Source organism: Nonomuraea sp. NPDC051298 (assembly GCF_055586305.1).
Map to the genome: position 1 here is coordinate 98,785 of NZ_JBVJIM010000025.1, position 26,240 is coordinate 125,024.

At 72.9% G+C, this 26,240-nt stretch carries 14 protein-coding genes; 9 read left to right on the top strand and 5 right to left on the bottom strand.

What is annotated here, in order from left to right:
- Nucleotides 1–5: 5 nt before the first annotated feature.
- Nucleotides 6–926: a DUF6410 domain-containing protein gene (locus ACZ6S0_RS43320; RefSeq protein WP_465925165.1), complete on the top strand. Its 921-nt coding sequence runs from the start codon at nt 6–8 to the stop codon at nt 924–926.
- A gap of 46 nt (nt 927–972) precedes the next feature.
- Here ACZ6S0_RS43320 and ACZ6S0_RS43325 read toward each other — a convergent pair whose 3' ends face one another.
- From ACZ6S0_RS43325 to ACZ6S0_RS43345, 5 genes are all read right to left on the bottom strand, one after another.
- A complete protein-coding gene (locus tag ACZ6S0_RS43325) occupies nt 973–1,416 on the bottom strand; it encodes a response regulator transcription factor (protein ID WP_465925166.1) in 444 nt (147 codons plus the stop codon).
- Between the two features lie 801 nt (nt 1,417–2,217).
- Nucleotides 2,218–3,024: an AfsR/SARP family transcriptional regulator gene (locus ACZ6S0_RS43330; RefSeq protein ID WP_465925167.1), complete on the bottom strand. Its 807-nt coding sequence runs from the start codon at nt 3,022–3,024 to the stop codon at nt 2,218–2,220.
- A 371-nt stretch (nt 3,025–3,395) separates the two neighbouring features.
- Entirely contained in the window at nt 3,396–4,334 is a 939-nt protein-coding gene (locus tag ACZ6S0_RS43335) for a cytochrome d ubiquinol oxidase subunit II (protein ID WP_465925168.1), read from the bottom strand.
- Nucleotides 4,334–5,587 (bottom strand): cytochrome ubiquinol oxidase subunit I, encoded by a 1,254-nt coding sequence (locus ACZ6S0_RS43340; protein WP_465925169.1) that lies wholly within the window; start codon nt 5,585–5,587, stop codon nt 4,334–4,336. The genes ACZ6S0_RS43335 and ACZ6S0_RS43340 overlap by 1 nt, the downstream gene beginning before the upstream one ends.
- A gap of 3 nt (nt 5,588–5,590) precedes the next feature.
- Nucleotides 5,591–5,800 (bottom strand): hypothetical protein, encoded by a 210-nt coding sequence (locus ACZ6S0_RS43345; RefSeq protein WP_465925170.1) that lies wholly within the window; start codon nt 5,798–5,800, stop codon nt 5,591–5,593.
- 375 nt (nt 5,801–6,175) lie between these two features.
- Between ACZ6S0_RS43345 and ACZ6S0_RS43350 the strand changes: the two genes are divergently transcribed.
- The 8 genes from ACZ6S0_RS43350 (at nt 6,176) to ACZ6S0_RS43385 (ending at nt 26,107) form a co-directional block, all read left to right on the top strand.
- Nucleotides 6,176–7,198, top strand: a complete 1,023-nt coding sequence (locus ACZ6S0_RS43350; protein ID WP_465925171.1) for a methyltransferase — start codon at nt 6,176–6,178, stop codon at nt 7,196–7,198.
- Between the two features lie 9 nt (nt 7,199–7,207).
- On the top strand, nt 7,208–8,833 hold the full coding sequence (locus ACZ6S0_RS43355) for an FAD-dependent monooxygenase (RefSeq protein WP_465925172.1): 1,626 nt from the start codon (nt 7,208–7,210) through the stop codon (nt 8,831–8,833).
- Nucleotides 8,830–18,039 carry a type I polyketide synthase gene (locus ACZ6S0_RS43360; protein ID WP_465925173.1) on the top strand — a complete coding sequence of 3,070 codons (9,210 nt, stop codon included), beginning with the start codon at nt 8,830–8,832 and terminating at the stop codon, nt 18,037–18,039. The genes ACZ6S0_RS43355 and ACZ6S0_RS43360 overlap by 4 nt, the downstream gene beginning before the upstream one ends.
- Before the next feature lie 81 nt (nt 18,040–18,120).
- A complete protein-coding gene (locus ACZ6S0_RS43365) occupies nt 18,121–19,941 on the top strand; it encodes an asparagine synthetase B family protein (RefSeq protein WP_465925174.1) in 1,821 nt (606 codons plus the stop codon).
- Nucleotides 19,938–20,984, top strand: a complete 1,047-nt coding sequence (locus tag ACZ6S0_RS43370; RefSeq protein ID WP_465925175.1) for a PLP-dependent cysteine synthase family protein — start codon at nt 19,938–19,940, stop codon at nt 20,982–20,984. The genes ACZ6S0_RS43365 and ACZ6S0_RS43370 overlap by 4 nt, the downstream gene beginning before the upstream one ends.
- A gap of 14 nt (nt 20,985–20,998) precedes the next feature.
- Entirely contained in the window at nt 20,999–22,216 is a 1,218-nt protein-coding gene (locus ACZ6S0_RS43375) for a M24 family metallopeptidase (protein WP_465925176.1), read from the top strand.
- Entirely contained in the window at nt 22,213–24,012 is a 1,800-nt protein-coding gene (locus ACZ6S0_RS43380; RefSeq protein WP_465925177.1) for a carbamoyltransferase family protein, read from the top strand. The genes ACZ6S0_RS43375 and ACZ6S0_RS43380 overlap by 4 nt, the downstream gene beginning before the upstream one ends.
- 16 nt (nt 24,013–24,028) lie before the next feature.
- Complete coding sequence (locus ACZ6S0_RS43385; RefSeq protein WP_465925178.1) at nt 24,029–26,107, top strand: hypothetical protein; 2,079 nt, start codon at nt 24,029–24,031, stop codon at nt 26,105–26,107.
- Nucleotides 26,108–26,240: the final 133 nt, after the last annotated feature.

The window sequence follows — 26,240 nt, forward strand, 5'->3', positions numbered from 1 at the left end:
GTGCGGTGACGGCGACGGAGAGCTTCCCCCTGTTCATCATCGGCCGTGACACGGGTCCGGCGGGCCGGATCTTCCGACTGCTGGCCGGCCTGGCCGGGCTTGGGCTCCTCGCCCACCGCCTGACCGGGGCCACCCTCGGGTACATCGGTCTGGTGGTGGTGTTCTTCCTGCTGCTGGTCGCGGCGTACGCGGCGTTCTGGCGGCTGCTGGCGGACCGGTTCATCGCCCGGGTCAGCCCGTGGGTCACCAGCGCGCTGCTGCTCCTGCCGGTGATGGCGTACGCCACCGACCCGGGCGGCTCGGCGTTCTTCAACGGCATAGCCGGTTACCTGTCGACCTCGCTCATCGTCAACGCGGCCAGCGGCTACGGGGGCGTCGAGGCGGCCGCCATCCCGGCGGTGCTGTGGCGGCGCAGGTATCCCACCTACAGTCCCTTCAACACGGTCGACCTGCTGGAGCGGGCCTACCGTGAGCGGTCTCCCGGGGCCGCGTCCGCGGTCGCGACCGTGGTGTCCGCGACGATCTCGGCGCTGGTGTTCGCCGCCTACTGGCTGGTGCCGCTGCTGGCCTATCTTCCGTCGGTCGCCTCGTTCGGGGAGGACCTGCCGGGCGTGGCCGCGGCGGTGCTGCTCGTCCCGGCGGCGCTGTTCGGCTACGAGGCGCTGCGCCGGCGCTCGGCGGCGGCCAGGTTCGACCCCGTGCAGGGTACAGCCGCGGGCGCGGCGCTGCTGCTCACGCCCGCATTCGTCGTCCTGTCCGATCAGGGTGGCGGCCCTCAGGGCATCCTGTGGGGGTTGATCACGCTCGTCGGTCTGATCGTCGGCGTGGTCGCTCTGGTGCGGCGGCTGGTGTCGGGACGCGCGGTGGGCGAGAAGGCCGAGCCGTCTCCCAGCGCGGCTCCGTCCGCGGGCGGGCCATCGCAGTGACGTGCACACGTGCAGGCCGCCGGTGGTCGCGCCGGTGGCCTGCCGTTCAGGCTCCGGCGGTTCCCGTGGCTCCCGGCGACGCGGGCCGGTTGGTCACCACACCCCCTTTGATCACGGCGTCCATGCGTGAAACGGCTCCCAGCTTGCCGAAGATGTTGCGCAGGTGGCGCTTGACCGTTCCCTCGGTGATTCCCATGCGGTTGGCGACCTGCGCGTTGCTCAGCGCCTCCGCCACCAGCGACAGCACCTCGCGTTCGCGGGGTGAGAGCGCGCTCTGCAGCGGGTCTTCGTCCGGTTGGTCGGGGACCTCGTCGGCGAGTGCGCCCACGCCGACGATGATGACCGTGGAGTGCGCGGGCGCGGCCTGGCGCAGTGCCTGAACCGTCGTCGAGAACTCGTTCTCAAATGCAATGATTTCCGCAATCGCCTCCCGGGTGCGCTGATCTCCACCTAGAACCAGGACCGTGTCGTCGTTTACCTTCTGCTTCATTCAGATTTCCTCGCCAGACCTATGACCGCGTCGAGCAGGCTTAATCACATCCGGTGAAGAATGCCGTACGGGACCGACCGGATAATTCTCAGCACCTGTTGATCGCGGGCTTTTCCAGGCAAAGCTTCGGGAATATAAGTCATCCAGGACGCACGACGGGAAGACCGCGTACGCCGGAGACGCCGGCAGACCGTTCACGGGACCGGAGAACGGGCCGGGGCGAGGTGCGGGACCACCGGACGGCCGGCGCGGCACCTGTCGCGCGGATGGCCGTCGGGAACGACCGTACGCCTAGGGCGAGCGGACGGCATGAGCGACCGGAGAGGTGTTGCCATGAGGACGACTGGGAGTGACCGGTCGGTGGCCCCGTTCGCGGCGGTGGCGGGCGAACTGGAAGATGTGGGCGCCGACCTGGGCTTTCATGGCCCCGGCGAGCTTCAGGACGATGCTTGTCGCGACAGGCGCGGGCGGTGGGCGGTAGATGGGCGCGACGCGGTCGCCCTCTTCGGTGTCGGCTGGGTTGACGGGACGGGGACTGACGGTGAGCACAGGTGTGCCTTCCCGACCGACGCGGGCGCGCCGGTCACGCATGAGACCTAAGTGATCACCGGACAAGGCCAGTCCCTCCCCCGAAGATCTGCCAGGTTCTTTGCACATTCGTCGTCAAACAGGCTTGACAAAATTGCGCTCAGTTTCACAGAGATGCTATGTCGCCTCACGGGGCGTGTCTAGGCAATAACTACACATCCGATCCAGGAAAATCGATTTCCGAGGACGTTGAATTCACTTGGGCTTCTGCTCTTACTTCAGCCCCAGTGACCCCACTGGAGACACGAGCCCGTTACGCTCCGTGTCGTGGTCGAGCGCCGGCTCGGCGCCGTCGAGAATGGAACGCTGCAGACGCTGCAGCGGAGCGGCGGGTTCGAGCCCGAGTTCGTCACGCAGAGTCATCCGCATGTCCTGGTACGCCCGCAGCGCCTCCCCGCGGCGACCCGCGCGGTATAGCGCCTCGATGAGGCGGGCGTGGAACCACTCGTTGAGCGGGTGGAGAACGACCAGCGAACGCAGCTCGGCGATGAGCGTACGGGCCCGGCCGAGCCGCATGTCGGCCTCGATCCGGGTGGCCAGCGCGCGTATCCGCAGCTCTTCGAGGTGTACGGCGTGCGCCTGGAGCAGCACCCCGCACGGTGTGTTGGCCAGCGGCGGCCCCTTCCACAGGGCCAGCGCCTCGCTCAGCACGTCGGACGCCTCGCTCGGGCGCCCCTCCTCCAGCAATCGGTTACCCTTGTCGATCAGCTTCTCGCACGACCGCGCGTCGAGCTCGTCCCCGTCGAGTCTGAGCAGGTAGCCGGGTGGTTTCGTGATCAAGCGCTGGGTGTCGCGGTTGAGCTCCTTGCGGAGCTGGTAGATGTAGGTCTGCGTGGTCGTGACGGCGCTCATCGGCGGCCGGTCACCCCACAGTTCGGCAATGACCGACTGCATATCCACGACACTGTCGGCCCGAAGAAGCAGCAGACCTAAAACTCGGCGCAATTTCGGCGCGCTCGGTGTCCTGACACAGTCGTCGCGGTATACCTCGAGTGGACCAAGAACCTTGAATCGTAACATGACGCCCCCTGGCGACCGGCACGATCTTAATATGTCAGGAATTAGCGTAGGCGCAGCCTCATTGCCGGGCAAGGTTGGTGCCCATAAAGGGGGACGTATGCCTCGAAGGGCGCATGTGCATTCGAGCGGGCCTCGACCACTCCTCCATTACCCCTCAATACCCTCGCGCAAAACCCACACAGCCGAACAGGAAGTCTCATGCCGAATCGAATTCTGCGTGGCGGCTTCGCACCTGTTCAGAACGGGTCAAACGCCGTCGAGCTGCGAGTCGAGGGAGGTCCTGGGGTCGTTCCCGAGGCCCGAGCGCGGCACTCGCGCCGGCGTGCCGCCCAGGAGCGGCACGCCGGTCAGGAGAGGGATGGAGACATGGGTCAGAAGAACGTCACCGAGCGCTCGTTCAGCCGGTGCCGGTTGACCCACCACAGCACCGCCTGGGCGACGAGCAGGAACGGCAGGATCGGCATCGCCAGCAGCGTGAGCTGGTCGATCGCGGCCTCCCCCGCCACCCCGTCCAGCAACCGCTCGGCCATCAGCGCGCCGACGGTCAGCGGCAGGAAGACGGCCGCGACGGCGGTGGCGGCGAACGTCAGCCCGTCGCCGCCCCTCCGGACGCCCAGCCAGGCCACCGCGGCGGCGACCGGGCCGACCAGCCCGAGGACGAACGCGAAGGGCGTGACCCCGGTCGCCGTCACGAGCGGCGCCGTGCCGATCAGGGCCAGCAGGAGCACGACCACGACGGGCGCCAGCCGCCCGGCCGTGTGCCTGGCCCGCTCACGCAGCTCCCCCGTGGTACGCAGCGCGAGGAACGCCGTGCCGTGCAGGGCGAACAGCGCCGTCACCGCGAGCCCGCACAGCAGCGCGTACGGGTTGAGCAGCCACAGCAGACCGTCACCGGGAGCCTGGACGGCGCTGCCGAGGAAGAGCCCGGTCGCCGCCGCGAACACCACGCTCGCCACGGCCTGGGTCGTCTCCCACCGCGCCTGCCACCTGGCCTCGGGCCGGCGCGCGCGGAACCACATGCCCGCGTCGCGCACCAGCCACGCGGCGATCATCAGCACGAGCACCGGGTACAGCGAGATGAACAGCCCGGCCTTGGCCTCCGGGAACGTCACCGCCAGCACCCCGGCGAAGGCGATCAGCCAGACCTCGTTGGCCAGGAAGAACGGCCCGACGGCGGCGACCACCCGGCGCCTGGCCGGGGCGTCGCCCTTCAGCCTCGACAGGAACATGCCCGCGCCGAGGCTGAAGCCGTCGAGCCCGGACCAGCCGGCCAGCAGCAGGCCGACGATGACCAGCCAGACGATCTCCATCAGCGCTCCCCGGCTAGTTGGGCGGTGGGCTCGTCGGACTCGCCCAGGACGCTCCCGAGCACGAGCGACTCGGGGCCTCTCTTGGCAATCTTGGCGATCAGCACGTAACCGATGATCACCAGGGCGACGTAGAGAGTCGTGAAGATCACCAGCGAGGCCAGGATGCTCCCGGCGCTCACGTTCGAGACGGCCTCACTGGTGGGCAGGACGTCGTAGATGATCCAGGGCTGGCGGCCGATCTCCCTCACCGTCCAGCCGAGGATGACGGTCACGAAGGGCACCGGGATCGTCCAGACGCCTATCCCGAGCAGGAAGCGCCGCCGTTCGATCCGGCCCTTGCCGAGCATCACGATCGGGATGAGCGCGCCGACCACGTAGACGTAGGCGACCGCCAGCATCAGGCTGAGCGCGAGGGGGACCCAGGTGGGCGCCAGGTAGTCGCCCGGCCCGTGTTCGGCGACCATCTGCGCCACGACCTGATCGGCGCCGGCGCCGCCGCCCAGCTTCGTGGGCTGGTTGTTCACCACCCACAGCACCGAGGCGTCGCCGAACCCGATCGTGAAGAACGTGGCGACGTAGCCGACCACGAGCCCGAGCCGCATCGAGAAGCGGAAGAAGGGCACCTCGCCGGTGCCGCGGCGGAAGTGCCACGCGCTGACGCCGGCCATGAAGAACCCGGCGACCATGAAGGAGGCGGGCAGGATGTGGCCGACGGCGAGCAGGGCGGCCGGGTTGCTGAACACGGCGGCGATGTCGACGACCCGCAGGACCTCGCCCTCCTGGACGAAGCCCACCGGGTTCTGCAGGAAGCCGTTGGCGACCACGATCAGATAGGCCGAGCCGATCGCCGCGATCGTGACGACGTAGAACGTCAGCAGGTGCAGCACCTTCGGCAGCCGGCCCCAGCCGAAGATCCACAACCCGAGGAACGTCGACTCGATGAAGAACGCGTACAGGGTCTCCATCGCCATGGGAGCGCCGAACAGCTCACCGGCGAAGTGCGTCAGGCCGCTCCAGTTGAGACTGAACTGGAACTCCAGCAACAGGCCCGAGATGATGCCCAGGCCGTAGTTGACGATGTAGATCTGTCCCCAGAACTTCGTCAGCCGTTCGAACAGGGGATTCTTGCGCACGACCCAGGCGGTCTGCAGGAAGGCGATGAGCGGCGCCATGCCGAGCGTCAGGGCGACGAACAGGAAGTGCATGCTCGTCGTCAGCCCGAACTCGAGCCTGGCTAAGGTGAGCGCGTCCATGTCTCAGCGCCCGGCCCGCCGGAAGATCCCGAACTCGAGCAGCACGCCCAGCAACGCGCCACCGCCGAAGGCGAGCAGCTCGTCGAAGCCGAGACCGGTGTCCCGGTTCATCAACAGGGTGACCACCACGTTGCCGATGACGATCCCCACGACGATGAGGATGACCAGCCTCACCGTGGGTGCGACAGATCCTTTGGCCTGGTTGTCGCTCATCAAGAATGCCCCTTCCAGGTGAGCCGGAGACGCCTCAACAGTAGACAGCCTACATGTACAGCGCGGAGTCGCGATCATACTCGGGGATAAGTCACGCTCATACCCTCGATTAAGGGACGCGTCATATTCCGAGAGGCGGCGCGCCACTTCGCGCGGCCCAGCCTGGGCAACCCCCATGACTCTCCTCCCTCGTGGCGGCCATGTCACGATCTCGTGACGTGACCCTGTGACACGACTCCGTTACCCGGCCATCGTCCGCCCGCCACCTCGAACTCCGGTCGAGCACGCGTGGAAGGCCCCGCCCCAGTCACGGTCGACCCTCCCTCTAGAACGGCCGGTCACCCTTGCCCTCGGAACCGCTCACAGGAGGACGACGTGGACGAGATCACGGGCCCCCGGACGGCCGATCCCCCGGACCGGGCTTCCGTCGTCGCGGCGGCGCGCGCGTACTGGGCCGCGAAGGTCCTGCTCAGCGCCGTCGAACTCGGCCTGTTCAAGCGGCTGGGACGCGGCCCCGCGGCCGGCGCGGACGTCATGCGTGACTGCGGGATCCACCCCAGGACCGGCGGCGACTTCCTGGACGCGCTGGTCGGCCTGGGATACCTCGAGCGCGAGGGGGACGTCTACGCCAACGCGCCGGCCACCGCCCGGTTCTTCGCCGAGGGCCCCGACTCGCTCGACGGCCTGATGCGGCTGCTCAACTCGCACTTCCCCGTGTGGGCCGAGCTGACCGGGCAGCTCAGGGACGGCGGCCACCGGGCCGTCCAGAGCCGGGACTTCAAGAAGTTCTACGAGTACCCGGCCTCCGTCGAGCGGTTCATGGCCATGATGGACGCGGCCAGCGCCGAGATCGGCCCCGCGCTGGCCCTGGCCCACGACTGGGCCGCCCGCGGCTCGTTCGTGGACCTGGGCGGAGCGCGCGGCAACGTGGCCGCGGCCGTCGTCCGGGTCCACCCCCACCTCCAGGCGGGCGTGGCCGACCTGCCCGCGGTCGAGGACGCCTTCGGCCGGCACATGGACCGGCTGGGCCTGACGGGCAAGGTCCGATTCCACGCCCTCGACTTCTTCACCGACCCGCTGCCGGAGGCCGAGGTGATGGTCCTCGGGCACGTCCTGCACGACTGGAACGCCGAGCAGTGCGTGAAGCTGCTGCGCCGCGTCCACGAGGCGCTCCCTCCCGGCGGGCGAGTGCTGATCTACGACTCGATGATCGACGACGAGCGCCGCGACCCTGACCGCCTGCTGCTCAGCATCAACATGAGGCTGATCACCCCCGGGGGCACCGGTTACACCCCCGGGCAGGCGCGGTCGTGGCTGGCCGAGGCGGGGTTCGCGGAGAGCGCGGCCACGCCACTCACCGATTCAGACACCCTGGTCGAAGGCCGCAAGGCCGGTTGAGGAGCGAGCGTGCGTGAGGAAACCACACCCGTCCTGATCGTCGGAGGGGGCTCCGTCGGACTGTCGGCGTCGCTGTTCCTTTCGTGGCTGGGCGTACGGTCCGTCCTGGTCGAGCGGCACCCGACCACGTCCATCCACCCCCGGGCGTGGGGCTGGTACCCGCGCACGCTGGAGCTGTTCCGCCAGGTGGGCGCAGCGGACCGGGTGCTGCACGAGAGCCTGGGCTTCGTCGGGCACAACGCCAACGGCAAGGTCGAGTCGCTGGCGGGCAAGGAGATCCACGTCTCCCGCATCCCCGAGCCGGAGGAGGTCGGCGGCGTCAGCCCCATCCCCCGGATCATCTCGCTGCCGCAGGACCGCGTGGACCCGATCATCCGCGCCCGCGCCGAGGAACTGGGCGGCGACCTGCGCTTCGGCACCGAACTGAGCGACCTCGCCCAGGAGGGCGACGGGGTCGTCGCCACCGTCGTGAAGGACGGCGTCAAGCAGACCATCAGGGCCCAGTACGTGATCGCCGCCGACGGCGCCCGCGGCCGCCTGCGCGAGTCGCTCGGCATCGCCCGCCACGGCCGGGGCGTGCTGCGCCACCAGATCAGCATCCTGTTCCGCGCCGACCTGCGGCAGGCGCTGGGCGAGCGCCGCTTCGCGGTCTGCCAGGTGGAGAACGCCGAGGTCGACGGCGTGCTCGGCCACGACGACACGCTGCGGCAGGGCACCCTGATCATCACCTTCCACCCGGAGAAGGGCGAACAGGCCGAGGACTACACCCCCGAGCGCTGCGTCCACCTGGTCAGGGCCGCGGTCGGCGTGCCGGACCTCGACGTCGAGCTGCGTGACGTGTCCCCGTGGGAGATGGGCTCGCTGGCCGCCGAGACGTACGCGGCCGGCCGGGTGTTCCTGGCCGGCGACGCCGCCCACGTGATCCCGCCCATCGGCGGGTACGGCGCGGGCACCGGCATCCAGGACGTGCACAACCTGGCCTGGAAGCTCAAGGCGGTGCTGTCCGGCTACGCCTCCCCCAGCCTGCTGGACACCTACGACGCCGAGCGCCGCCCCGTCGGCGTCGCCACGATCGAGCAGGCGGGGCTCCGCCTGGCCGCCCGCGCCGGGTTCGCCACCCCCGAGCAGGCGGCGAAGGTCGCGGACACGATCTCGGTCACGTTCGGCTACGCCTACCGCTCGCCGTCGATCGTCCAGGAGGAGCCGTCGGCCGCCCCCGGCGGGGAGCCGGTCTTCGTGCACCCGCGCGAGCTGACCGGCCGCCCAGGGACGCGGGCGCCGCACCTTTGGGTGCGCCGCGACGGCGCCGTCAGCTCCGTGCTCGACCTGTTCGGCGCCCAGCCGGTCCTGCTGGCCGGAGAGGACGCCGCCGACTGGTACGCCGCCGCCGGCGAGGCCGCGGGGGCCCTCGGGGTGCCGCTGCGCGTGCACCGGTTCGGCCACGACCTGCTGCCCACGGACGGCGAGGACCGCTCCCCGTACGACGTGTACGGCATCACCCCATCGGGGGCGGTGCTGGTGCGGCCGGACGGGTTCGTGTGCTGGCGGTCGCCCTCGTCCGGTTCCTCCCCCGAGACCACCGTCGGCGAGGCCCTCGCCGCGATGCTGGGCCGACAGCCCGAGGAAGGCTCATGAGGTCATCCGAGACACCCATCGCGATCATCGGCATCTCCTGCCGGCTGCCCGGGGCCGCGGACCCCCGCGCGTACTGGCGGCTGCTCCACGAGGGTGCGAGCGCCGTGCGTGACACTCCGCCGCCCGGGAGGGAGGGCCCGCTCGGGCCGGGCGGGTACCTGGAGCGGGTGGAGGAGTTCGACGCGGACTTCTTCGGAATCGCGCCACGCGAGGTGGCCGCGATGGACCCGCAGCAGCGGCTCGTGCTGGAGCTGTGCTGGGAGGCCCTGGAGGACGCCCGGGTCGTGCCCGCGCGGCTGCGGGGCAGCAGGACCGGGATCGTCATGGGGGCGGCCTCCGACGACTACCTGGCCATGACGTACGGGCAGGCCGCCGAGATCGGCCCGCACACCCTCACCGGCCTGCAACGCGCCATGATCGCCAACCGGGTCTCCCATGTGCTGGGCCTGCGCGGCCCGAGCCTCACCGTGGACGCGGGCCAGTGCTCCTCGCTGGTCGCCGTGCACGAGGCGTGCGCCAAGCTGCGTGCCGGGGAGGCCGACCTGGTGCTGGCCGGCGGCGTCAACCTGATCCTGACCGAGGCCGGCAGCCTGAGCGCCCGCCGGTCGGGCGCCCTGTCGCCGGACGGCCGCTGCTTCACCTTCGACGCCCGCGCCAACGGCTACGTACGGGGCGAGGGCGGGGCCGCTCTCGTGCTCAAGCCGCTGCCCGCCGCGCAGGCCGACGGCGACCGCGTCTACTGCGTCATCCGGGGCAGCGCGGTGAACAACGACGGCCCGGCGGACGCGCTGACCGTGCCCAGCCGGCAGGCCCAGGAGGAGGTGCTGCGCGAGGCGTACCGGCGGGCGTGGGTGAACCCGGCCGAGGTCGGCTACATCGAGCTGCACGGCACGGGCACACCCGTCGGCGACCCGGTCGAGGCCGCCGCGCTCGGCGCGGTCCTGGGCGCGGCCCGCGCGGCGGGCGCCCCGCTGCCGGTCGGCTCGGTCAAGACCAACATCGGCCACCTGGAGGGCGGGGCGGGCATCGCCGGGCTGCTCAAGGCGGCGCTCAGCATCCACGAGGGCGTGATCCCGCCCAGCCTCAACTTCGCCTCGCCCAACCCCCGCATCCCCCTGGACGAGCTGCGGCTGCGCGTACCCGTCGAGCCGGAGCCGTGGGACGGCGGGCCGCGGGTGGCGGGCGTCTCCTCCTTCGGTCTCGGGGGCACGAACTGCCACGTCGTGCTCTCCCAGGCCCCCGCCGGGCCGGAAACCGTCGCGGGGAGCGCGCCCGCGGGCGTGCCCTGGCTGCTCTCGGGGCGCTCCGACGCGGCACTGCGGGCCCAGGCCGCGGCGCTCGTCCCCGTGGCGGACGCCGACCCGGGCGACGTGGGCTTCTCGCTGGCCACCACGCGAACCGCCTTCCCCCACAGGGCGGCCGTGGTCGGCGGCCACGCCACCGGCCTGGCGGCCCTCACCCAGGGCGAACCCGCCCAGAACGTGGTGACCGGTACGCCCGCCGAAGGCGGCCTGGCCTTCCTCTTCCCCGGCCAGGGCAGCCAGTACGCCGACATGGGCGCCGCCCTGTACGCGGCGTTCCCCGCGTACGCGGAGGCGTTCGACCTGGTCACGGCCGAGCTGGACCCCCTGCTGCCGCGCCCGCTGACCGAGGCGCTGCGCTCCGGCACGGCGCTGCGGGACACCCGCTACACCCAGGCCGGCCTGTTCGCCGTCGGCGTCGGGCTCTACCGGCTGTTCGAGAGCTGGGGCGTGCGCCCCGACTGGGTGGCCGGCCACTCCATCGGGGAGATCGCCGCCGTGCACGTGGCCGGCGCGCTGCCGCTGGCCGACGCGTGCAGGCTGGTCGCGGCCAGGGGAACGCTGATGTCCGAGATGGACGACAGCGGCGTCATGGTCTCGGTCCAGGCCGCGGAGTCCGACGTGCTGCCCCTCCTCGACGGGGACGACCGGGTCGCGATCGCCGCCGTCAACGGCCCCCGCTCGACCGTGATCTCCGGCGCCGAGGCCGAGGTGACACGGGTGGCCGAGCGGCTCGCGGCCATGGGCAGGCGTACCAGGAGGCTCGACACCGGCCGGGCCTTCCACTCCCCGCACATCGACCCCATCATGGAACGCCTCGCGGCCACGGCCGGCGAGCTGGGCTTCGGCGACCTCGACGGGATCCGGATCGTCTCCACGGTCACCGGCCGCCTCCTCACCGCCGCCGAGCTGGGCGAGCCCGGCTACTGGGCGCGTCAGGCCCGCCTGCCCGTCCGGTACGGCGACGCGGTGGCCGCCCTGCACGCGGCCGGGGTGCGTACGTTCTGCGAGCTGGGCCCCGGCGCGCAGCTCAGCACGATGGGCCGCGCCTGCCTCACCGACTCCGCGGCGGCCTTCGTGGCCTCCCTGCGCCGGGGGGACGAGGAGCACTCGGTCATGCGGGCGCTGGCGGGCCTGTGGGTGCGCGGCGTGGACGCCGACTGGGCCGCCGTGTTCGGCGCCGGGCGGCGGGTGGTGGACCTGCCGACGTACCGGTTCCAGCGCCGCCGCCACTGGCTGACCGGCCCCGACGCGCCCGCGCAGGAAACGTCCGCCGCCGCTCCCGCCGACCCCCTGCACCTGGTACGCGCGCACACCGCCGCCGTGCTCGGCCACTCCGGCGCCGACGCCGTCGACGCGGGGCGTACGTTCAAGGACCTGGGCATCACCTCGGTCACGGCCGTCGAGCTGAGCACCGCGCTCTCCCAGGCGCTCGACCGCGACCTCCCGGCCACGCTCGTGTTCGACCACCCCACCCCGGCCGCCCTCGCCGCGCACCTGACCGAGGCCCCGCTCCAGGAGCACACGCCCCGGGCCACGGCGCACGCGGACGCGCCCCTGGCGATCATCGGCATGGGCTGCCGCTATCCCGGAGGCGCCGCCTCCCCGCAGGACCTGTGGCGGCTCGTCGCCGAAGCCCGCGACGCGATCTCCCCGTTCCCCTCCGACCGCGGCTGGGACCTCGCCCGCGTCTACGCCGCCGACTCAGAACGCCCCGGCACCTCCTACTCCCGCCACGGCGGCTTCCTCGACGACGTGGCCGGCTTCGACGCCGACTTCTTCGGCATCAACCCCAAGGAGGCCGAGGCCATGGACCCGCAGCAGCGGCTGCTGCTGGAGGTGTCCTGGGAGGCGCTCGAACGGGCCCGTCTCGACCCTGCGCGGGCGGCGGAGCGGCGCGTGGGCGTGTTCGTCGGCGCCACCGCCCAGGAGTACGCCCCGCGCCTCCAGGACGCCGGGCCGACCGGCGGCTACGCGTTCACCGGCAGCACGGTCAGCGTCGCCTCCGGGCGCATCGCGTACTGCCTCGGGCTGACAGGCCCCGCGCTCACCGTCGACACCGCGTGCTCGTCGTCGCTGGTGGCGATCCACCTGGCGGCGCGGTCGCTGCGCAGCGGCGAGTGCGATCTCGCGCTGGCCGGCGGGGTGACCGTCATGTCGACGCCGGGCATGTTCGTGGAGTTCAGCAGGCAGCGCGGGCTCGCGCCCGACGGGCGGTGCAAGCCGTTCGCCGCCGCGGCCGACGGCACCGCCTGGGCCGAGGGGGCGGGCATGCTGGTGCTCGCCCGCCTGGAGGACGCCGTGGCCGCGGGCCATCCGGTCCTCGCCGTCCTGCGCGGCAGCGCGATCAACCAGGACGGCGCCAGCAACGGGCTGACCGCCCCGAGCATGCGCGCCCAGGTGCGCGTCATCCAGGAGGCGCTGGCCGACGCCGGGCTGCGGCCGCAGGACGTGGACGCCGTGGAGGCGCACGGCACCGGCACCACGCTCGGCGACCCGATCGAGGCCGGTGCGCTCATCGAGGCGTACGGCCGGGGACGCCACCCGGAGCGGCCGCTCTGGCTGGGCTCGCTCAAGTCCAACCTCGGGCACACGCAGGCCGCCGCCGGGGTGGCCGGCGTGATCAAGATGGTGGAGGCGATGCGTCAGGGCGCGCTGCCCAGGATGTTGCACCTCGACGAGCCGTCGCCGCACGTGGACTGGTCGTCGGGCACGGTCGTGCCGCTGGGCGAGGAGCGGCCCTGGCCCCAGGACGGGCGGTCGCGCCGCTGCGGCGTCTCCTCCTTCGGCATCAGCGGCACCAACGCCCACGTCATCCTCGAACAGGCTCCCGCCGCCACGAACTCGACCAGCCAGACCCCGCCCGACCGGACACCCGACCCGACCGGTCGGCTCTCCTCCGTCCGCGCCGTCGGCACGGGCGCGACCGGCGACGAGGCTCCCGGTCTCGTTCCGCTGCTCGTGTCGGCCAAGAACGAGGCCGCGCTGCGCGCCCAGGCCGAACAACTGGGCACCCTGCTCGACGCCCCGCTCGACCCCCCGCCCGGCACTGCGCCCGACACCCCTTCCGACGCGCTGCGCGAGGCGGCTCCGCGGCTGGCGGGGCTGGGCCGCGCGCTGGCCACGAGCCGCGCGCGCTTCCCCCACCGGGCCGTGGTGCTGGCCGACCCCGCCGACCCGGCCGCGGCCCGCGACGGGCTCGCCGCGCTGGCGGACGGCCGCCGCGCCGGGAACCTCGTCCGCGGCAGGGCCGTCCCCGGCCGTACCGTGTTCGTCTTCCCCGGCCAGGGGGCCCAGTGGGCGGGCATGGGGGTGGAGCTGGCCGCGGCCGAGCCCGTCTTCGGCGAGCGCCTGCGCGAATGCGCCGACGCCCTGGCCCCGCACACCGGCTGGTCCCTGATGGACGTGCTGCGCGGCGCTCCCGGCAGCCCCGGGCTCGACCGGGTGGACGTCATCCAACCCGCCCTCTTCGCGATGATGGTGTCGCTGGCCGCCCTCTGGGAGTCGCGCGGCGTACGCCCCGACGCCGTGGTCGGCCACTCGCAGGGGGAGATCGCCGCGGCCTGCGTCGCGGGGGCGCTCTCCCTGGAGGACGCCGCCACGGTGGCGGCGCTGCGCAGCCAGGTGATCGCGGAGCTGGGCGGCACCGGCGGCATGGGCTCGGTCGCCCTGTCCGCCGACGAGGTACGCGACCGGCTGCGCGGCACCGGCCTGCACCTGGCCGCGATCAACGGCCCGGCGTCCGTGGTGGTGGCGGGCGAGGCGGCGGAGCTGGCGGACTTCCTGGCCCGCGCCGAGGCGGACGGCCTGCACGCGCGCCGGGTCAACGTCGACTACGCCTCGCACACACCCCTCATGGAGCCGATCCGCGAACGGGTGCTGAGCCACCTGGCGGGCATCGAGCCGCGGGCGGCGTCCGTGCCGTTCCGGTCCACGACCCGCGGCGAGCTGCTGTCGGGCACCGAACTGAACGCCGCGTACTGGTACGAGAACCTGCGCTCGCCCGTGCTCTTCGAGGACGGCATCGCCTCGCTCGCCGGGACAGGGCACGGCCTGTTCATCGAGGTCAGCCCGCATCCCGTGCTCACGCTCGGGGTGAGCGACACCCTGGAGTCGCGCGGGGCCACGGCCGCCGCCATGGGCACCCTCCAGCGCGACGACGGCGGACGGACGCGTTTCCTGACCGCCCTGGCCGAGGCGTACGCGCACGGCGCGCAGGTGGCGTGGGAGGGGCTGCTCGGCAGCGGGCACACCGAGGTCGACCTCCCCACGTATCCCTTCCAGCGCCGCCGGTTCTGGCACCTGCCGACGGCCGGGGCGGACCTGCGCGAGGCCGGGCTGTCGGCCAACCGCCACCCCTTCCTGGGCGCCAGGACCGAGCTGCCGGGGACCGGTGGCCTGCTGCTCGCCGGACGCGTCTCGCAGGAGAGCTGGCTGCGGGACCACGCGGTCTCGGGCCGGGCGATCCTGCCCGGGACGGCGTACCTCGAGATCGCCGCACACGTCGGGGAGCTGACGGGCCTGGCCCGCGTCGGCGAGCTGACCCTGGAGCACCCCATCACGCTCCCCGAGGAGGGCGGGCTGCGGCTGCGGGTCACGTCCGAGGACGGCGGGCGCCGCCTCAGCGTGCACTCCCAGCCCGAGGACGACACCGGCCAGACCCCCTGGACCCTGCACGCCACCGGCACGCTGCGGCCCGCCGGACCCGAGGACGACGTCCCCTCCTTCGCCTGGCCGCCGCGTGGAGCGAACGAGATCGACCTGGACGGCGCGTACGCCGACCTCGCGGCGCGCGGCCACGGCTACGGCCCTGCCTTCCGCGGGCTGCGGCGTGCCCTCCGGCTCGGCGACGAGGTGTTCGCCGAGGTGGCGCTTCCGCCCGAGCTGACCGGCGACCCGACCGGCGCGTCCGGCGACCCGACCGGCGCGTCCGGCGGCCCGGCCAGCGGGGCTGGCGGCGGGGCCGGTGGGGCTGGCGGCGCGGCCGGGGACGGGTTCGCCGTGCACCCGGCGCTGCTCGACGCGGCGCTGCACGCCTGGCTGCTGGCGCGGGAGTCCCGCGTGGTGCTGCCCTTCGCCTGGCGGGACGTCCGGATCCACGCCCGCGCCGCCACGGAGCTGCGCGTGCGGATGGCCCCGGTCCCGGGCACCGGCGAGATCTCGCTCACCGCGACGGACGCCACCGGGCGGCCGGTGTTGTCGGTGTCCGGGCTCACGCTCCGCCCGGCGCCCGCCGGGGACCGGGACTCGCTGTTCCAGGTGCGCTGGCGGCCCGCGGACCTGCCCGAGGCGCCCGCGGAGTACCGCTACGCCGTCATCGGCAACGTCGCGGGCCTCGTCACCGACGATCCCGCGGCCACCGGCGAGGTGTCCGCGCACGGCGACCGGTACCCGGACCCACCGGCCCTCGCGGCGACCCTCGCACCGGACCACGCACCGGGCCACGCGACGGACCCCGCGACGGGCCTCTCACCGGGCACCGGCGCGGGCACGGGCACCGGCGCGCCCGCCCCGTCGTTCGCCGTGACCACGATCTACTCCTCGCACCCGGACGAGGCCGCCCGCGAGGCGCTGGCGGTGCTGCGTTCGTGGCTGGCCACCAACGGCCTGGAGGACGTCCGCCTGGTCCTCGTCATCCGCCCCGGCCCGGCGCACGCCCCCGTGGCGGGCCTGATGCGAACCGCCCAGTCGGAGAACCCCGGGCGCATCACCCTCCTGGAGACGGCCGAACCGTTCACCGCCTCCGCCCTGGCCCGCGCCGCCGCGGGCGACGAGCCGCACCTGCTCTTCGACGGCACCCGGTTCCGCGTGCCCCGGCTGTCCCGGCCCTCGGCCGACGACGCCCTCGACCCGCCGAAGGACGGGCCGTGGCGGCTCGACCTGACCGAGAAGGGCCTCATCGAGAACCTCACGATCGTCCCGGCCGAGCGCGGGCCGCTGGGCCCCGGGATGGTACGGGTGGGCGTTCGGGCGGCGGGGATGAACTTCCGCGACGTCGTCGTGGCGCTCGGCCTGGTGCCGGGTGAGGAGGGCCTCGGGCTCGAAGGCGCCGGTGTGGTGCTGGAGACCGGACCCGGCGTGACGGGGCCGCGTCCGGGCGACCGGGTGTTCGGGCTGCTCAAGGACGCCTTCGGCCCCGAAGCCGTGGCCGACGCCCGTACGCTGGTGCCGATCCCGGACGGCTGGACGTTCGCCGAGGCCGCCTCGGTCCCCGTCGTGTTCCTCACCGCCTACCTGGGCCTGGTGGACGTGACGGGGCTGCGGCCGGGGGAGCGGCTGCTCGTGCACGCCGCGGCGGGCGGCGTGGGCATGGCCGCCGTACAGCTCGGCCGGCACCTGGGGGCCGAGGTCTTCGGCACCGCCCATCCGCGCAAATGGGATCTCCTGCGCACGATGGGCCTCGACGACGCGCGCATCGCCTCCTCCCGCTCCACCGACTTCGCCGACGCCTTCCCCGGCATGGACGTGGTGCTCAACTCGCTGGCCGGGACGTTCGTCGACGCCTCGCTCCGCCTCCTCGGGCCCGGCGGGCGCTTCGCGGAGATGGGCAAGACCGATCTGCGCGATCCGCGGGCGGTGGAGGCGGAGCATCCGGAGGTCACGTACCGGCCGTTCAACCTGCCGGACGTGCCTCCCGACCGGATCCGCGAGATCTTCGCCGAGCTGATGCCGCTGTTCGAGCGCGGCGTGCTCCGTACGCTGCCGGTGACCGCGCGCGGCATCCGCCGGGCCCGCGCGGCGTTCCGCGAGATGAGCCGCAGCCGGCACACCGGGAAGGTCGTGCTGACCGTCCCCCGCCCGATCGATCCGGAGGGGACCGTCCTGATCACCGGCGGCACCGGGACGCTGGCCGCCCGCGTGGCCAGGCACCTGGTGTCCCGCCACGGGGTCCGGCACGTCGTGCTCGCCGGACGGCGCGGCCCGACCCCGGCCACCGAGGAGCTGGCCGCCGAGCTGGCCGGGCACGGCGCGCGGGTGACGGCCGAGGCGTGCGACGTCGCCGACCGCGCGGCGCTCGAACGGCTGCTGTCCCGCCTGCCGCGCCCGCTGACGGCCGTGGTGCACGCGGCCGGGGTGCTCGACGACGGCGTCGTCACCTCGCTCACGCCCGAACGGCTCGACCGGGTGCTGCGGCCGAAGGCGGTCGCCGCCCGCCATCTGCACGAGCTGACCCAGGCGATGGACCTGTCGGCGTTCGTGCTGTTCTCCTCGGCCTCGGGCGTGCTCGGCGAGCCCGGTCAGGGCAACTACGCCGCGGCCAACGCCTACCTGGACGAGCTGGCCCGGCACCGGCGGGAGCTGGGGCTGCCCGCGACCTCCATCGCGTGGGGCCTGTGGGCCGAGCGCAGCGGCATGACCGGGCATCTCGGGGAGGCCGACCTGGCGCGGATCCGGCGCTCGGGCATGGCGCCGCTGCCGACCCCGGAGGCGCTGGAGCTGTTCGACGCGGCGCTGGAGCTGGACGACGCCGACGCCGTGCCGATGCGGCTGGACGCGCAGGCCGTACGCGGCTCAGGCATCCCTCCGATCCTGCGCGAGCTGGTCCGGCCCGTGGCCACGCAGGCGGCGGACGGCGCGTCCCCGGTCGCAGGAGAGCGGTTGCTGGAGCTGATCTGCGCCGAGGCCGCCGGCGCGCTCGGGTACGGCGAGGGCGCGGTGCTGCCCGAGCACGACCTCAAGGAGCTGGGCTTCGACTCGCTCACCGCGATCGAGCTGCGTAACCGGATCGCCGCGGCCACCGGCGTCCGGCCGGCGGCGAGCATGATCCTGCGCTCCCGCACCCCCTTGGCGATCTACCAGCGGCTGGCCGCTGAGCTGGCCGCGAGCGGCGCTCCAACCACGGTAGACGGGCCCTCGACGGGGCCCGGAGAAGCTGAGTTCGGCCGGCCCGGCAAGTTCGGCTGATTCGGCCGGCTCGGCAGGTAAGGCACGTACCAGTTCAGGCACTCGTAGCAGTTCAGGCACTCGTACAGAAAGGGCGATCCGATGTCAGGTGTCGTCGGGTGGATCGACTACTCCAGAAACCTGGCCCTGGAGCGGCCGCTGATGAGCGCGCTCACGGGAAACCTCGCACAGCGCGGGCCGGACGGGGAGTCCGTATGGGTCTCGCCGCACGCCGCGATCGGCTACCGCGAGCTGTCGCTCGGGGACGACGGGCGGCCGTTCCAGCTCGAACCCGGGCCGGTCACGGTGTGCGTCGTGGGCTCCCCGTACAACCTGGGTGAGCTGCGCCGCCGGCTGCCCTCCGCGCCCGCCCCCGAGGCGTCCGCGTCCGAGGTGGTCGCGCGCGCCTATCTCGAATGGGGCACCGAGTTCGTGCCGTGGCTGGACGGCCCGTTCGCGATCGTCATCTGGGACGGCCGCACGCGGGAGCTGGTCCTGGCCAGGGACCGCATCGGCGGGCAGCCCCTGTTCCACACGGCCACGCCGACCGGGGTGCTGTTCGCCTCGCGGCGGGAGACGCTGCTCGAACACCCCGAGGTCGCCCCCGTCGTCGACGTCGGCGGGCTGCGTCAGGTCATCTCGCACGCGCTCCCGACCGGCCCGATCTTCGCCGGGTTCGAGAGCGTGGGGCCGGCCGAGATCGTCACGTTCGACGCCGACGGCCGCGCCCGCCGCGAGCGCTACTGGAGCCTGACCACCCAGGAGCACACCCACGACCTGGACGCCACCGTCGCGACGATCCGGGAGCTGCTGGAGGAGAGCATCCGGCTGAACATCCCGGCGGACCCCGCGCAACTGGTGGCCATGCTCTCCGGCGGCATCGACTCCTCCTCCGTGGCCGCGCTGGCCGCCGCCGAGCTGCGCCGCCGTGGGCTCGGCCCGCTGCGTACGTTCACGATCGACTACCTCGACAGCGAGTTCCAGGCCGACGTCATGCGCCGGACCAAGGACGAGCCGTACGCGCGCAAGGCCGCCTCCCACATCGGCGCCGCGCACACGGTGGTCACCCTGCGCCCCTCCGACATCCTGCACCCGCTGGTGCAGCAGGGCCTGCTGGCGGCCACCGAGGCGCCCGCGCGCATCTACGACATGGACGCCGGCCAGCACATCTTCCTGCGCCAGGCCGCCGCGCAGAACGGCAAGATCATCCTGACCGGGTTCGGCGGGGACAACGCGTTCCTCGGCTCCAACTGGGCGATCGACAGAGGGCTCGTGGAGTCGGGCACGTTCCCGTGGCTGGCGCTGGCGCAGCGGCACGGGGCGGCCAACGGCTTCGGCACGGGGCTGCTCAGCAAGGAGGCGCTGGACGTCCTGGACTTCCCCGTCTACTACCGCGACACGTACGCCACCGCGATCGCGAACGTGGTGCACCTGCCCGGCGAGGACGCCTGGCAGCGGGCCCTGCGGCGGGTCTCCTACCTGGTGATGACGCTGTTCAGAACCGACTACGCGATGTTCACGGCCGCTGGGCTCCAGGCGCGCTCGCCGATCAACGGCCACCGCCTCCTGGAGTACGCCTTCAACATCCCCGCCGACCTGCAGGCCCACGGCGGCATCGAGAAGGGCCTGCTCAGGGCGGCCGTGAAGGACCTGCTGCCGGAGGAGATCATCCAGCGGCGGCGCAGCGCCACCCCGGTCGGCAACAACCCCGACTACCCGCGCCAGCTCCAGGTGGAGCTGAAGGAGATCCTCGCGGACACCGAGGCCCCCGTCCGTCCGCTGCTGGACCTCGACCTCGCGGCGGCCCGCGCCGGCGACCCGGCGATCCTCGCCGAGAACCGGCTCGCGCGGGCCGACGTCGAGACGATGATCCAGCTCAACAACTGGCTCACCCGCTACCGGGTGCGATTGGCACTGCGGTGATCCACAACGACATCCTGAGCACGATCGGCGGCACGCCCGTGGTACGGCTGCGGCGGCTGACGATCCCCGGCACGGAGATCCTGATCAAGCTGGAGGGCTTCAACCCCGGCGGAAGCATCAAGGACCGCGCCGTCCTGTCCATGATCCGCCGGGCCGAGCTGAACGGACGCCTGCGGCCCGGCGGCACGATCATCGAGTCCACCTCGGGGAACGTCGGCAAGGCGCTGGCCCTGATCGGCGCGGTCAACGGCTACCGGGTCATCCTCGTCGTGGACCCGAACGCGCCCCGCTCGAAGCTCGACTACGTACGGGCGCTCGGCGCGGAGATCGTGGTCGTGGACACGGCCGACGACAGCGGCCTGTACCAGCGGCCTCGCATCGCCAGGGTCAAGCAGTTGCTGACCGAGATCCCCGGCTCCTTCTGGCCCGACCAGTACAACAACCCCGACAACCCGCGAGCCCACGCCGAGCAGACCGCGTACGAGGTGCTGAGCGACGTGCCCGCCTTCGACACCCTGGTGACGTCGGTGGGCACCGGCGGCCACATCAGCGGCCTGTCGTCGACGCTCAAACGCGAGCTGCCCGGCCTGACGACCGTCGGCGTCGACGCGCTCGGCTCGGCCGCCATGGGCTTCCCGTTCACCGGCTACCAGATGCGCGGCCTGGGGCTCCCGTGGCAGCCCGGCTGCCTCGACCCCGACCTCATCGACCACGCCCACCTCGTCACCGACCACGAGGGCATCGCCACCAGCATCGCGCTGGCCAGGACCGAGGGCATCCTCGTGGGCGAGTCGTCGGGGGCCGCGGTGTTCGGCGCGCTGCACCACGCCCACACCCATCCGGGCGCCCGCATCGTCGTGGTCGCGGCGGACGACGGCATCCACTACCTCGGCGAGTCCTTCGACGAGGACTGGGTGCGCGGGCGGGGCCTGCACGAGGCCGTCTTCGGGGCCGGGCTGACCGACCCGGAACGGCTGGTCGAGGCCGCGCGCAAGCCCACGTCCCCGCCGGTCAGGCTCGGCCTGCGGTACGCCACCACCTGATGAGGAGATGTCCGATGCCGGCGAACTTCGAGCGGCTGCGTGCGCGGATGGACGAGCTGGGTCTCGACGCCGTGGTCGCGACCACGAAGGAGAACGTCCTCTACCTGACGGGGATCTCCAACGTGACCCTGGACGTGCACCCCCACGGCGGGCAGTGCTACGTCCTGGTGACCCGTGACCGGCCCGACCGCCCGTACGTCGTCTCTCCCCGCTGCGACCTCGACCAGACGCTCGACGCCGACGTCGAGATCGCGGGGACGGTCGGCTTCGGCGACTTCTTCCGCGAGATCGACCCGGCGGCGAGCCTGGACGGGGACGAGCGCGACCTGCGCCGCGTGGCCGTCGACGGCCCGCACGCCGCGACCGCCCTGGACGCGCTGGTGCTGGCCGCCTCCCTGGCCGGGTGCGCGGCCGGGACGATCGCGGTGGACGAGGACGGCGTGCCGTACGGCTTCCTCGACGCCGTCACGGAGGCGCTGCCCGACGCCCGCGTCCGTACGGGCGCCGACGTGCTGCGCTGGACCCGCAAGGTGAAGACGCCCGCGGAGATCGACCGGCTGACCAGGGCGGCGGCGATCACCGAGGACGCCATCAGGGCCGCCACCGCGATCGCCCGCCCGGGCGTCACGGAGATCGACCTGGTACGCGAGTTCGACCGGACGATCGTCGCGGCCGGGGCGCGTCCCGCGTTCACCCTGATCAAGTTCGGCCGCACGGCGGTCGGCGGCCAGCGGCTCCCCCGCGACGTGCCGCTCCGGGCGGGCGAGACGGTCTGGATGGACGTGGGCTGCGTGCACCGCGGCTACTGGTCCGACCTGGCCCGCGTCTACAGCGTGGGCGAGCCGCCGGACAAGCTCGTCCGCTACCACGCGGCGATGAAGGCCGGCACCGACCGCGCGCTGGCCGAGGCCCGCCCCGGCATGAGCGGCAAGGAGCTGTTCGACATCGTCATGGAGGCCGTACGGGCGGCGGGCGTGCCCCACTATCGCCGCCAGCACGTCGGCCACGGCATCGGCGTGGAGATCTACGACCGCGTGCTCATCACGCCCACCAGCGACGACGTGCTGGAAGAAGGCACGGTCGTCAACGCGGAGACCCCCTACCACGAGCTCGGCTTCGGCGCCGTCCAGATCGAGGACCCGTTCGTCGTCGGACGGTCGGGCAACAGGCTGCTCACCTCCCTCGGCCGGGACCTGGCCACCATCGACATCCCAGGCGGTGAACCACAGTGATCATTGTTGGTATTTCTGCGCTGTTCCACGATTCCGCGTGCGCGGTCGTCATCGACGGCCGGCCCGTCGCCGCCGCGCACGAGGAGCGCTTCACCCGCCGCCGCTACGACCGGTCCATGCCGATCAACGCGTTCCGGGCGTGCCTGATGGACGCCGGGATCGGCATCGACGACGTCGACGCCGTGGCGTACTACGAGAACCCCGTGGCCAAGCTCTCCCGCCAGTTGTGGGCGGGCATCCCGGGCAAGGACACCGATCCGATGCTGGAGTTCGACTACACGGCCGCGGGCATGCCGCGCCTGCACGGGGAGAGCCTGGCCCGCCTCGACGCCGCCCGCCCTGAGCGCGAGATCCGCGAGCTGCTCGGGTACGAGGGCCCGATCCACACCTTCACCCACCACGAGTCGCACGCGGCCAGCGCGTTCTACTGCTCCGGCTTCGGCGAGGCCGCGCTGTTCACCGCCGACGCCGTCGGGGAGTGGACGACCACCAGCTACGGCCACGCGAGCGCCGAGGGCCTGCGGCTGCTGGAGGAGGTGCGCTTCCCGCACTCGCTCGGCCTGTTCTACAGCGCGATCACCTCCTACCTGGGCTTCGCCGTGAACAGCGACGAGTACAAGGTCATGGCGCTGGCCTCGGCCGGCAAGCCCCGCTACGCGGACCGGATGCGCCGGATGCTGAGGAACGGGCCGGGCGGCGGCTTCGAGCTCGACCTGACGTACTTCTCCTTCGGCACCTCCGACCACATGTACACCCCGGCCGTCGCCGAACTCCTGGGCGCGCCGCCCCGGGTGCCGGAGAGCGCCATCGACTCCCTGCACGAGGACATCGCGAGCAGCCTGCAGGTCGTCCTGGAGGAGGTGCTGCTGGACAAGATCCGCCACCTGCACGACCTGACCGGGGCCGACAGCCTGGCGCTGGCGGGCGGGGTGGCGCTGAACTGCGTGGCCAACAGCCGCCTGCGCAGGGAGGGCCCCTTCCGCGACGTGTTCGTCCAGCCGGCCTCCGGTGACTCAGGCGGCGCCCTGGGCGCGGCGCTGCTCTGCCACCACCGCCTGACCGGCGCGTACGAGCCCGAGCCCCTGCGTGACGCCCGCCTCGGCCCGCGCTACGACGTCTGGCACGTCCACGACGCCCTGGTGCGCGCCGGGGTGCCGCACCGCGACTTCCTCGGGGACGAGCCCGGCCTGCTGCGCCTGACCGCCGAGCTGATCGCCGAAGGGGCGGTCGTCGGCTGGTACCAGGGTCCGATGGAGTTCGGCCCGCGGGCGCTCGGTGCCCGCTCGATCATCGCCGACCCGCGTGACGGCCGGATGCGCGACCACATCAACGCCCTGGTCAAGAAGCGGGAGGGGTTCCGCCCGTTCGCGCCCGCGGTCCCCGAGGAGCGCTGCGCGGAGTTCTTCGACTGGGACACGCCGGCGCCGTTCATGCTGGAGACCGCCCAGGTCCGCCGCGCCCCCGAGCTGCCGGCCATCACGCACGTGGACGGCTCGGCGCGGCTGCAGACCGTCAGCCGCGAGACCGATCCCCGCTTCCACGGCCTGCTCACGGAGTTCGGCCGGCTGACGGGCTTCCCGATCCTGCTCAACACCTCCTTCAACATGCGCGGCGAGCCGATCGTGTGCGACCCGGCGGACGCGCTGGCCTGCTTCATCCGGTGCGGGATCGACGTGCTCGTCCTCGACGAGCTGCTGATCCGGCGGGAGGACGTGCCGGCGAGCTGGGCCATCGCCGAGGCGGCCATCCCGCGCCACCCGCCCGTGTCGAGAAGCGACAGCTACACGTTCTTCTAGAAGGGTCGTCGACACCATGCACACCAACGACAGTGACGGCAACAGGGACGGCGGCGCTGAGGTGGCCCGCCTCGCGGAGCTGCTCTCGGACACGCGCGGCGCGGAGATCCTCGCCGAGCTGCAGAAGCTCGAAAGGGCCTCCGGCGCCGCGGCCGGCCCGGCGGAGTCGCCCGGCGCGACGGCGGCCGAGCCCGGCCGGATCGGCGTGTGGGACACCGTCGCCACCGACGAGGGCGTGGCCCTGCACCGCCGCGACGACGCCGACTGGTACCGCTGGGCGGACGTGCCGCACGTCGCCGCGCCCGCGGGCCGGCGCAGGGTGGCGCTGACGGGCGAGTCCGTGGCCCGCGGCTGGCTGCTCGAACCCCGCTTCACCCCGGCCTCGGCCCTGACCCGGCTGCTCACCGGAGCCGCGCGTCCGCAGGGGGCGGACCGCCGCAGGCTGGACCACCAGGTGGTGGACCTGGCCCGGAGCAACATCGACATCTGGACGCTGCGCGCGACCCTGCGCGCCCTCCCCCAGGCGGAGCCGGACGTCGTGGTGCTCTTCGCGGGCAACAACTTCACCTTCGCGCCGCTCGACGACTCCTACCGCGACCTGCTGGCCGCGGCCGTCCGCCGGGGCGGGTACGCCGAGATGCGCAGGGTCTACGTCGAGGACGTGGTGCTGCCGGAGGTGGACGGGCTGCTGGAGGAGGTGGCGCGGCTCCGGGAGTCGGCGGAGGTCGTCCTCGTCGTGCCCCAGAGCAACCTCCTCGGCTGGCAGCCGGCCGCCGAGATCGAGGTGCCCGTCCTGCCCGCGCTGCGCCCCTGGTACGACCTGCGCGCCGCCGCGCTCACCGCCCTGGCAGGGAACGAGTGGTCCCAGGCCGCCGACCTCGCCACCCGGATGACGGAGCTGGACGGCGGGCTCAGCCCCGTCTCCTGGCACCTCCTGGGCCAGGCGCTGGCCGCGGGCGGAGAGGCCGGCAAGGCCCGCGACGCCCTCGAACACGCGCGTGACGCCACCCCCGGCCTGCTCCTCGACCACGTCACCGGCGTGATCACCCCCGTCCGCCGGCGGCTGATCGACTTCGCCGCCGCCAACGGCGTCCGCCTCGTGGACGCCGCCGACGCCCTCGCCTCGGCGGACGCGCCGGAGCTGCCCGACCCGTCGTTCTTCCTCGACCACATCCACCTCAGCGACGAGGGCGTCGAGCGGGTGATGGCCCGGGTGGCGGACGCCGTACTGGGCGTGCCCGACGGCACCACCGCGCCCGGCCCGGGTGCGGACCCGAAGACGCGCGCCCTGTCCCGGGCCCTGGCCGCGGGCTACCGCGCGCTGCGCAACCAGCCCGAGTCCGCCGTACGCGAGCAGGTGGACCTGGCGCTCCTGGCCGACGAGAAGAACGCCCGCGACTTCATCACGAAGTATCTGGACATCCTGGAGACCCCCGGCCCGCGCTGGACCCACTCCGCGCTGACCGCCCTGCACGCAGACCCCCAGACCCGGCAGGTCTGCTACCAGATCGCCCAAACCCGCGAACACTCACCCGGCTACTGGACCTTCCGCGAGGTGGTCCAGGAGGCCCTCGGCCGCCGCCCCGACCCGGGCCTCGGAAGCTGGGACCGCATCGACCTGCTCGGCCTGCCGGACGGCCGCGGCTTCCGCGTCCCGAACTTCGCCCCCGGAACGGCCTACCACGAGGCGACCACGGAACGTACCACCCTCCGCCTGGCCCTGGCGGCGCCCGTGGGCGGCACACTCCACCTCACCCACCGCCTCCCGTCCGGGACCGCGCACGTCAGCGTGAACGGCACCTCCGTCGGGCGGCTCCCCACCAGCTCCGCGTGGGCCCGTACGACCATCGAGGTCCCGGAATCGGCCACCCGCGAAGGAGTCAACTCCGTCGAGATCCACTGGCCGGTGCCCGAGCCCGGCTACGAGGCGTTCCTGGCGGCGGACGCCTCGGCCCTGGCCCGCCGGCTCTTCCCCCGCGTACTCCCCGTCTTCGGTGCCCTCTTCACCGCCGTGTTCGAGACGGAGGGCGCGCGCCCGAGCGCCGTACGGGCCTCGCGGGTGAGCGCCTCGACGGGCTGGCCGGTTCGCGTCTGACCACCGGCCCCGCCTCATTGGCCGCCGCCCGTACCAGCCGTACGGCGGCGGCCAAACCGCGCCTCTCCGCGTGTTTCCCGTGAAACACCCACCAGAGGACACGGGTCCCCCTGGCCCCTGTACGACCTTCTGA

What these genes read in the sequence shown, in the direction of transcription:
- ACZ6S0_RS43325 (WP_465925166.1), bottom strand. Translation starts at nt 1,416, where the DNA reads ATGAAGCAGAAGGTAAACGACGACACGGTCCTGGTTCTAGGTGGAGAT.
- ACZ6S0_RS43330 (WP_465925167.1), bottom strand. Translation starts at nt 3,024, where the DNA reads ATGTTACGATTCAAGGTTCTTGGTCCACTCGAGGTATACCGCGACGAC.
- ACZ6S0_RS43335 (WP_465925168.1), bottom strand. Translation starts at nt 4,334, where the DNA reads ATGGAGATCGTCTGGCTGGTCATCGTCGGCCTGCTGCTGGCCGGCTGG.
- ACZ6S0_RS43340 (WP_465925169.1), bottom strand. Translation starts at nt 5,587, where the DNA reads ATGGACGCGCTCACCTTAGCCAGGCTCGAGTTCGGGCTGACGACGAGC.
- ACZ6S0_RS43345 (WP_465925170.1), bottom strand. Translation starts at nt 5,800, where the DNA reads ATGAGCGACAACCAGGCCAAAGGATCTGTCGCACCCACGGTGAGGCTG.
- ACZ6S0_RS43360 (WP_465925173.1), top strand. Translation starts at nt 8,830, where the DNA reads ATGAGGTCATCCGAGACACCCATCGCGATCATCGGCATCTCCTGCCGG.
- ACZ6S0_RS43365 (WP_465925174.1), top strand. Translation starts at nt 18,121, where the DNA reads ATGTCAGGTGTCGTCGGGTGGATCGACTACTCCAGAAACCTGGCCCTG.
- ACZ6S0_RS43375 (WP_465925176.1), top strand. Translation starts at nt 20,999, where the DNA reads ATGCCGGCGAACTTCGAGCGGCTGCGTGCGCGGATGGACGAGCTGGGT.
- ACZ6S0_RS43385 (WP_465925178.1), top strand. Translation starts at nt 24,029, where the DNA reads ATGCACACCAACGACAGTGACGGCAACAGGGACGGCGGCGCTGAGGTG.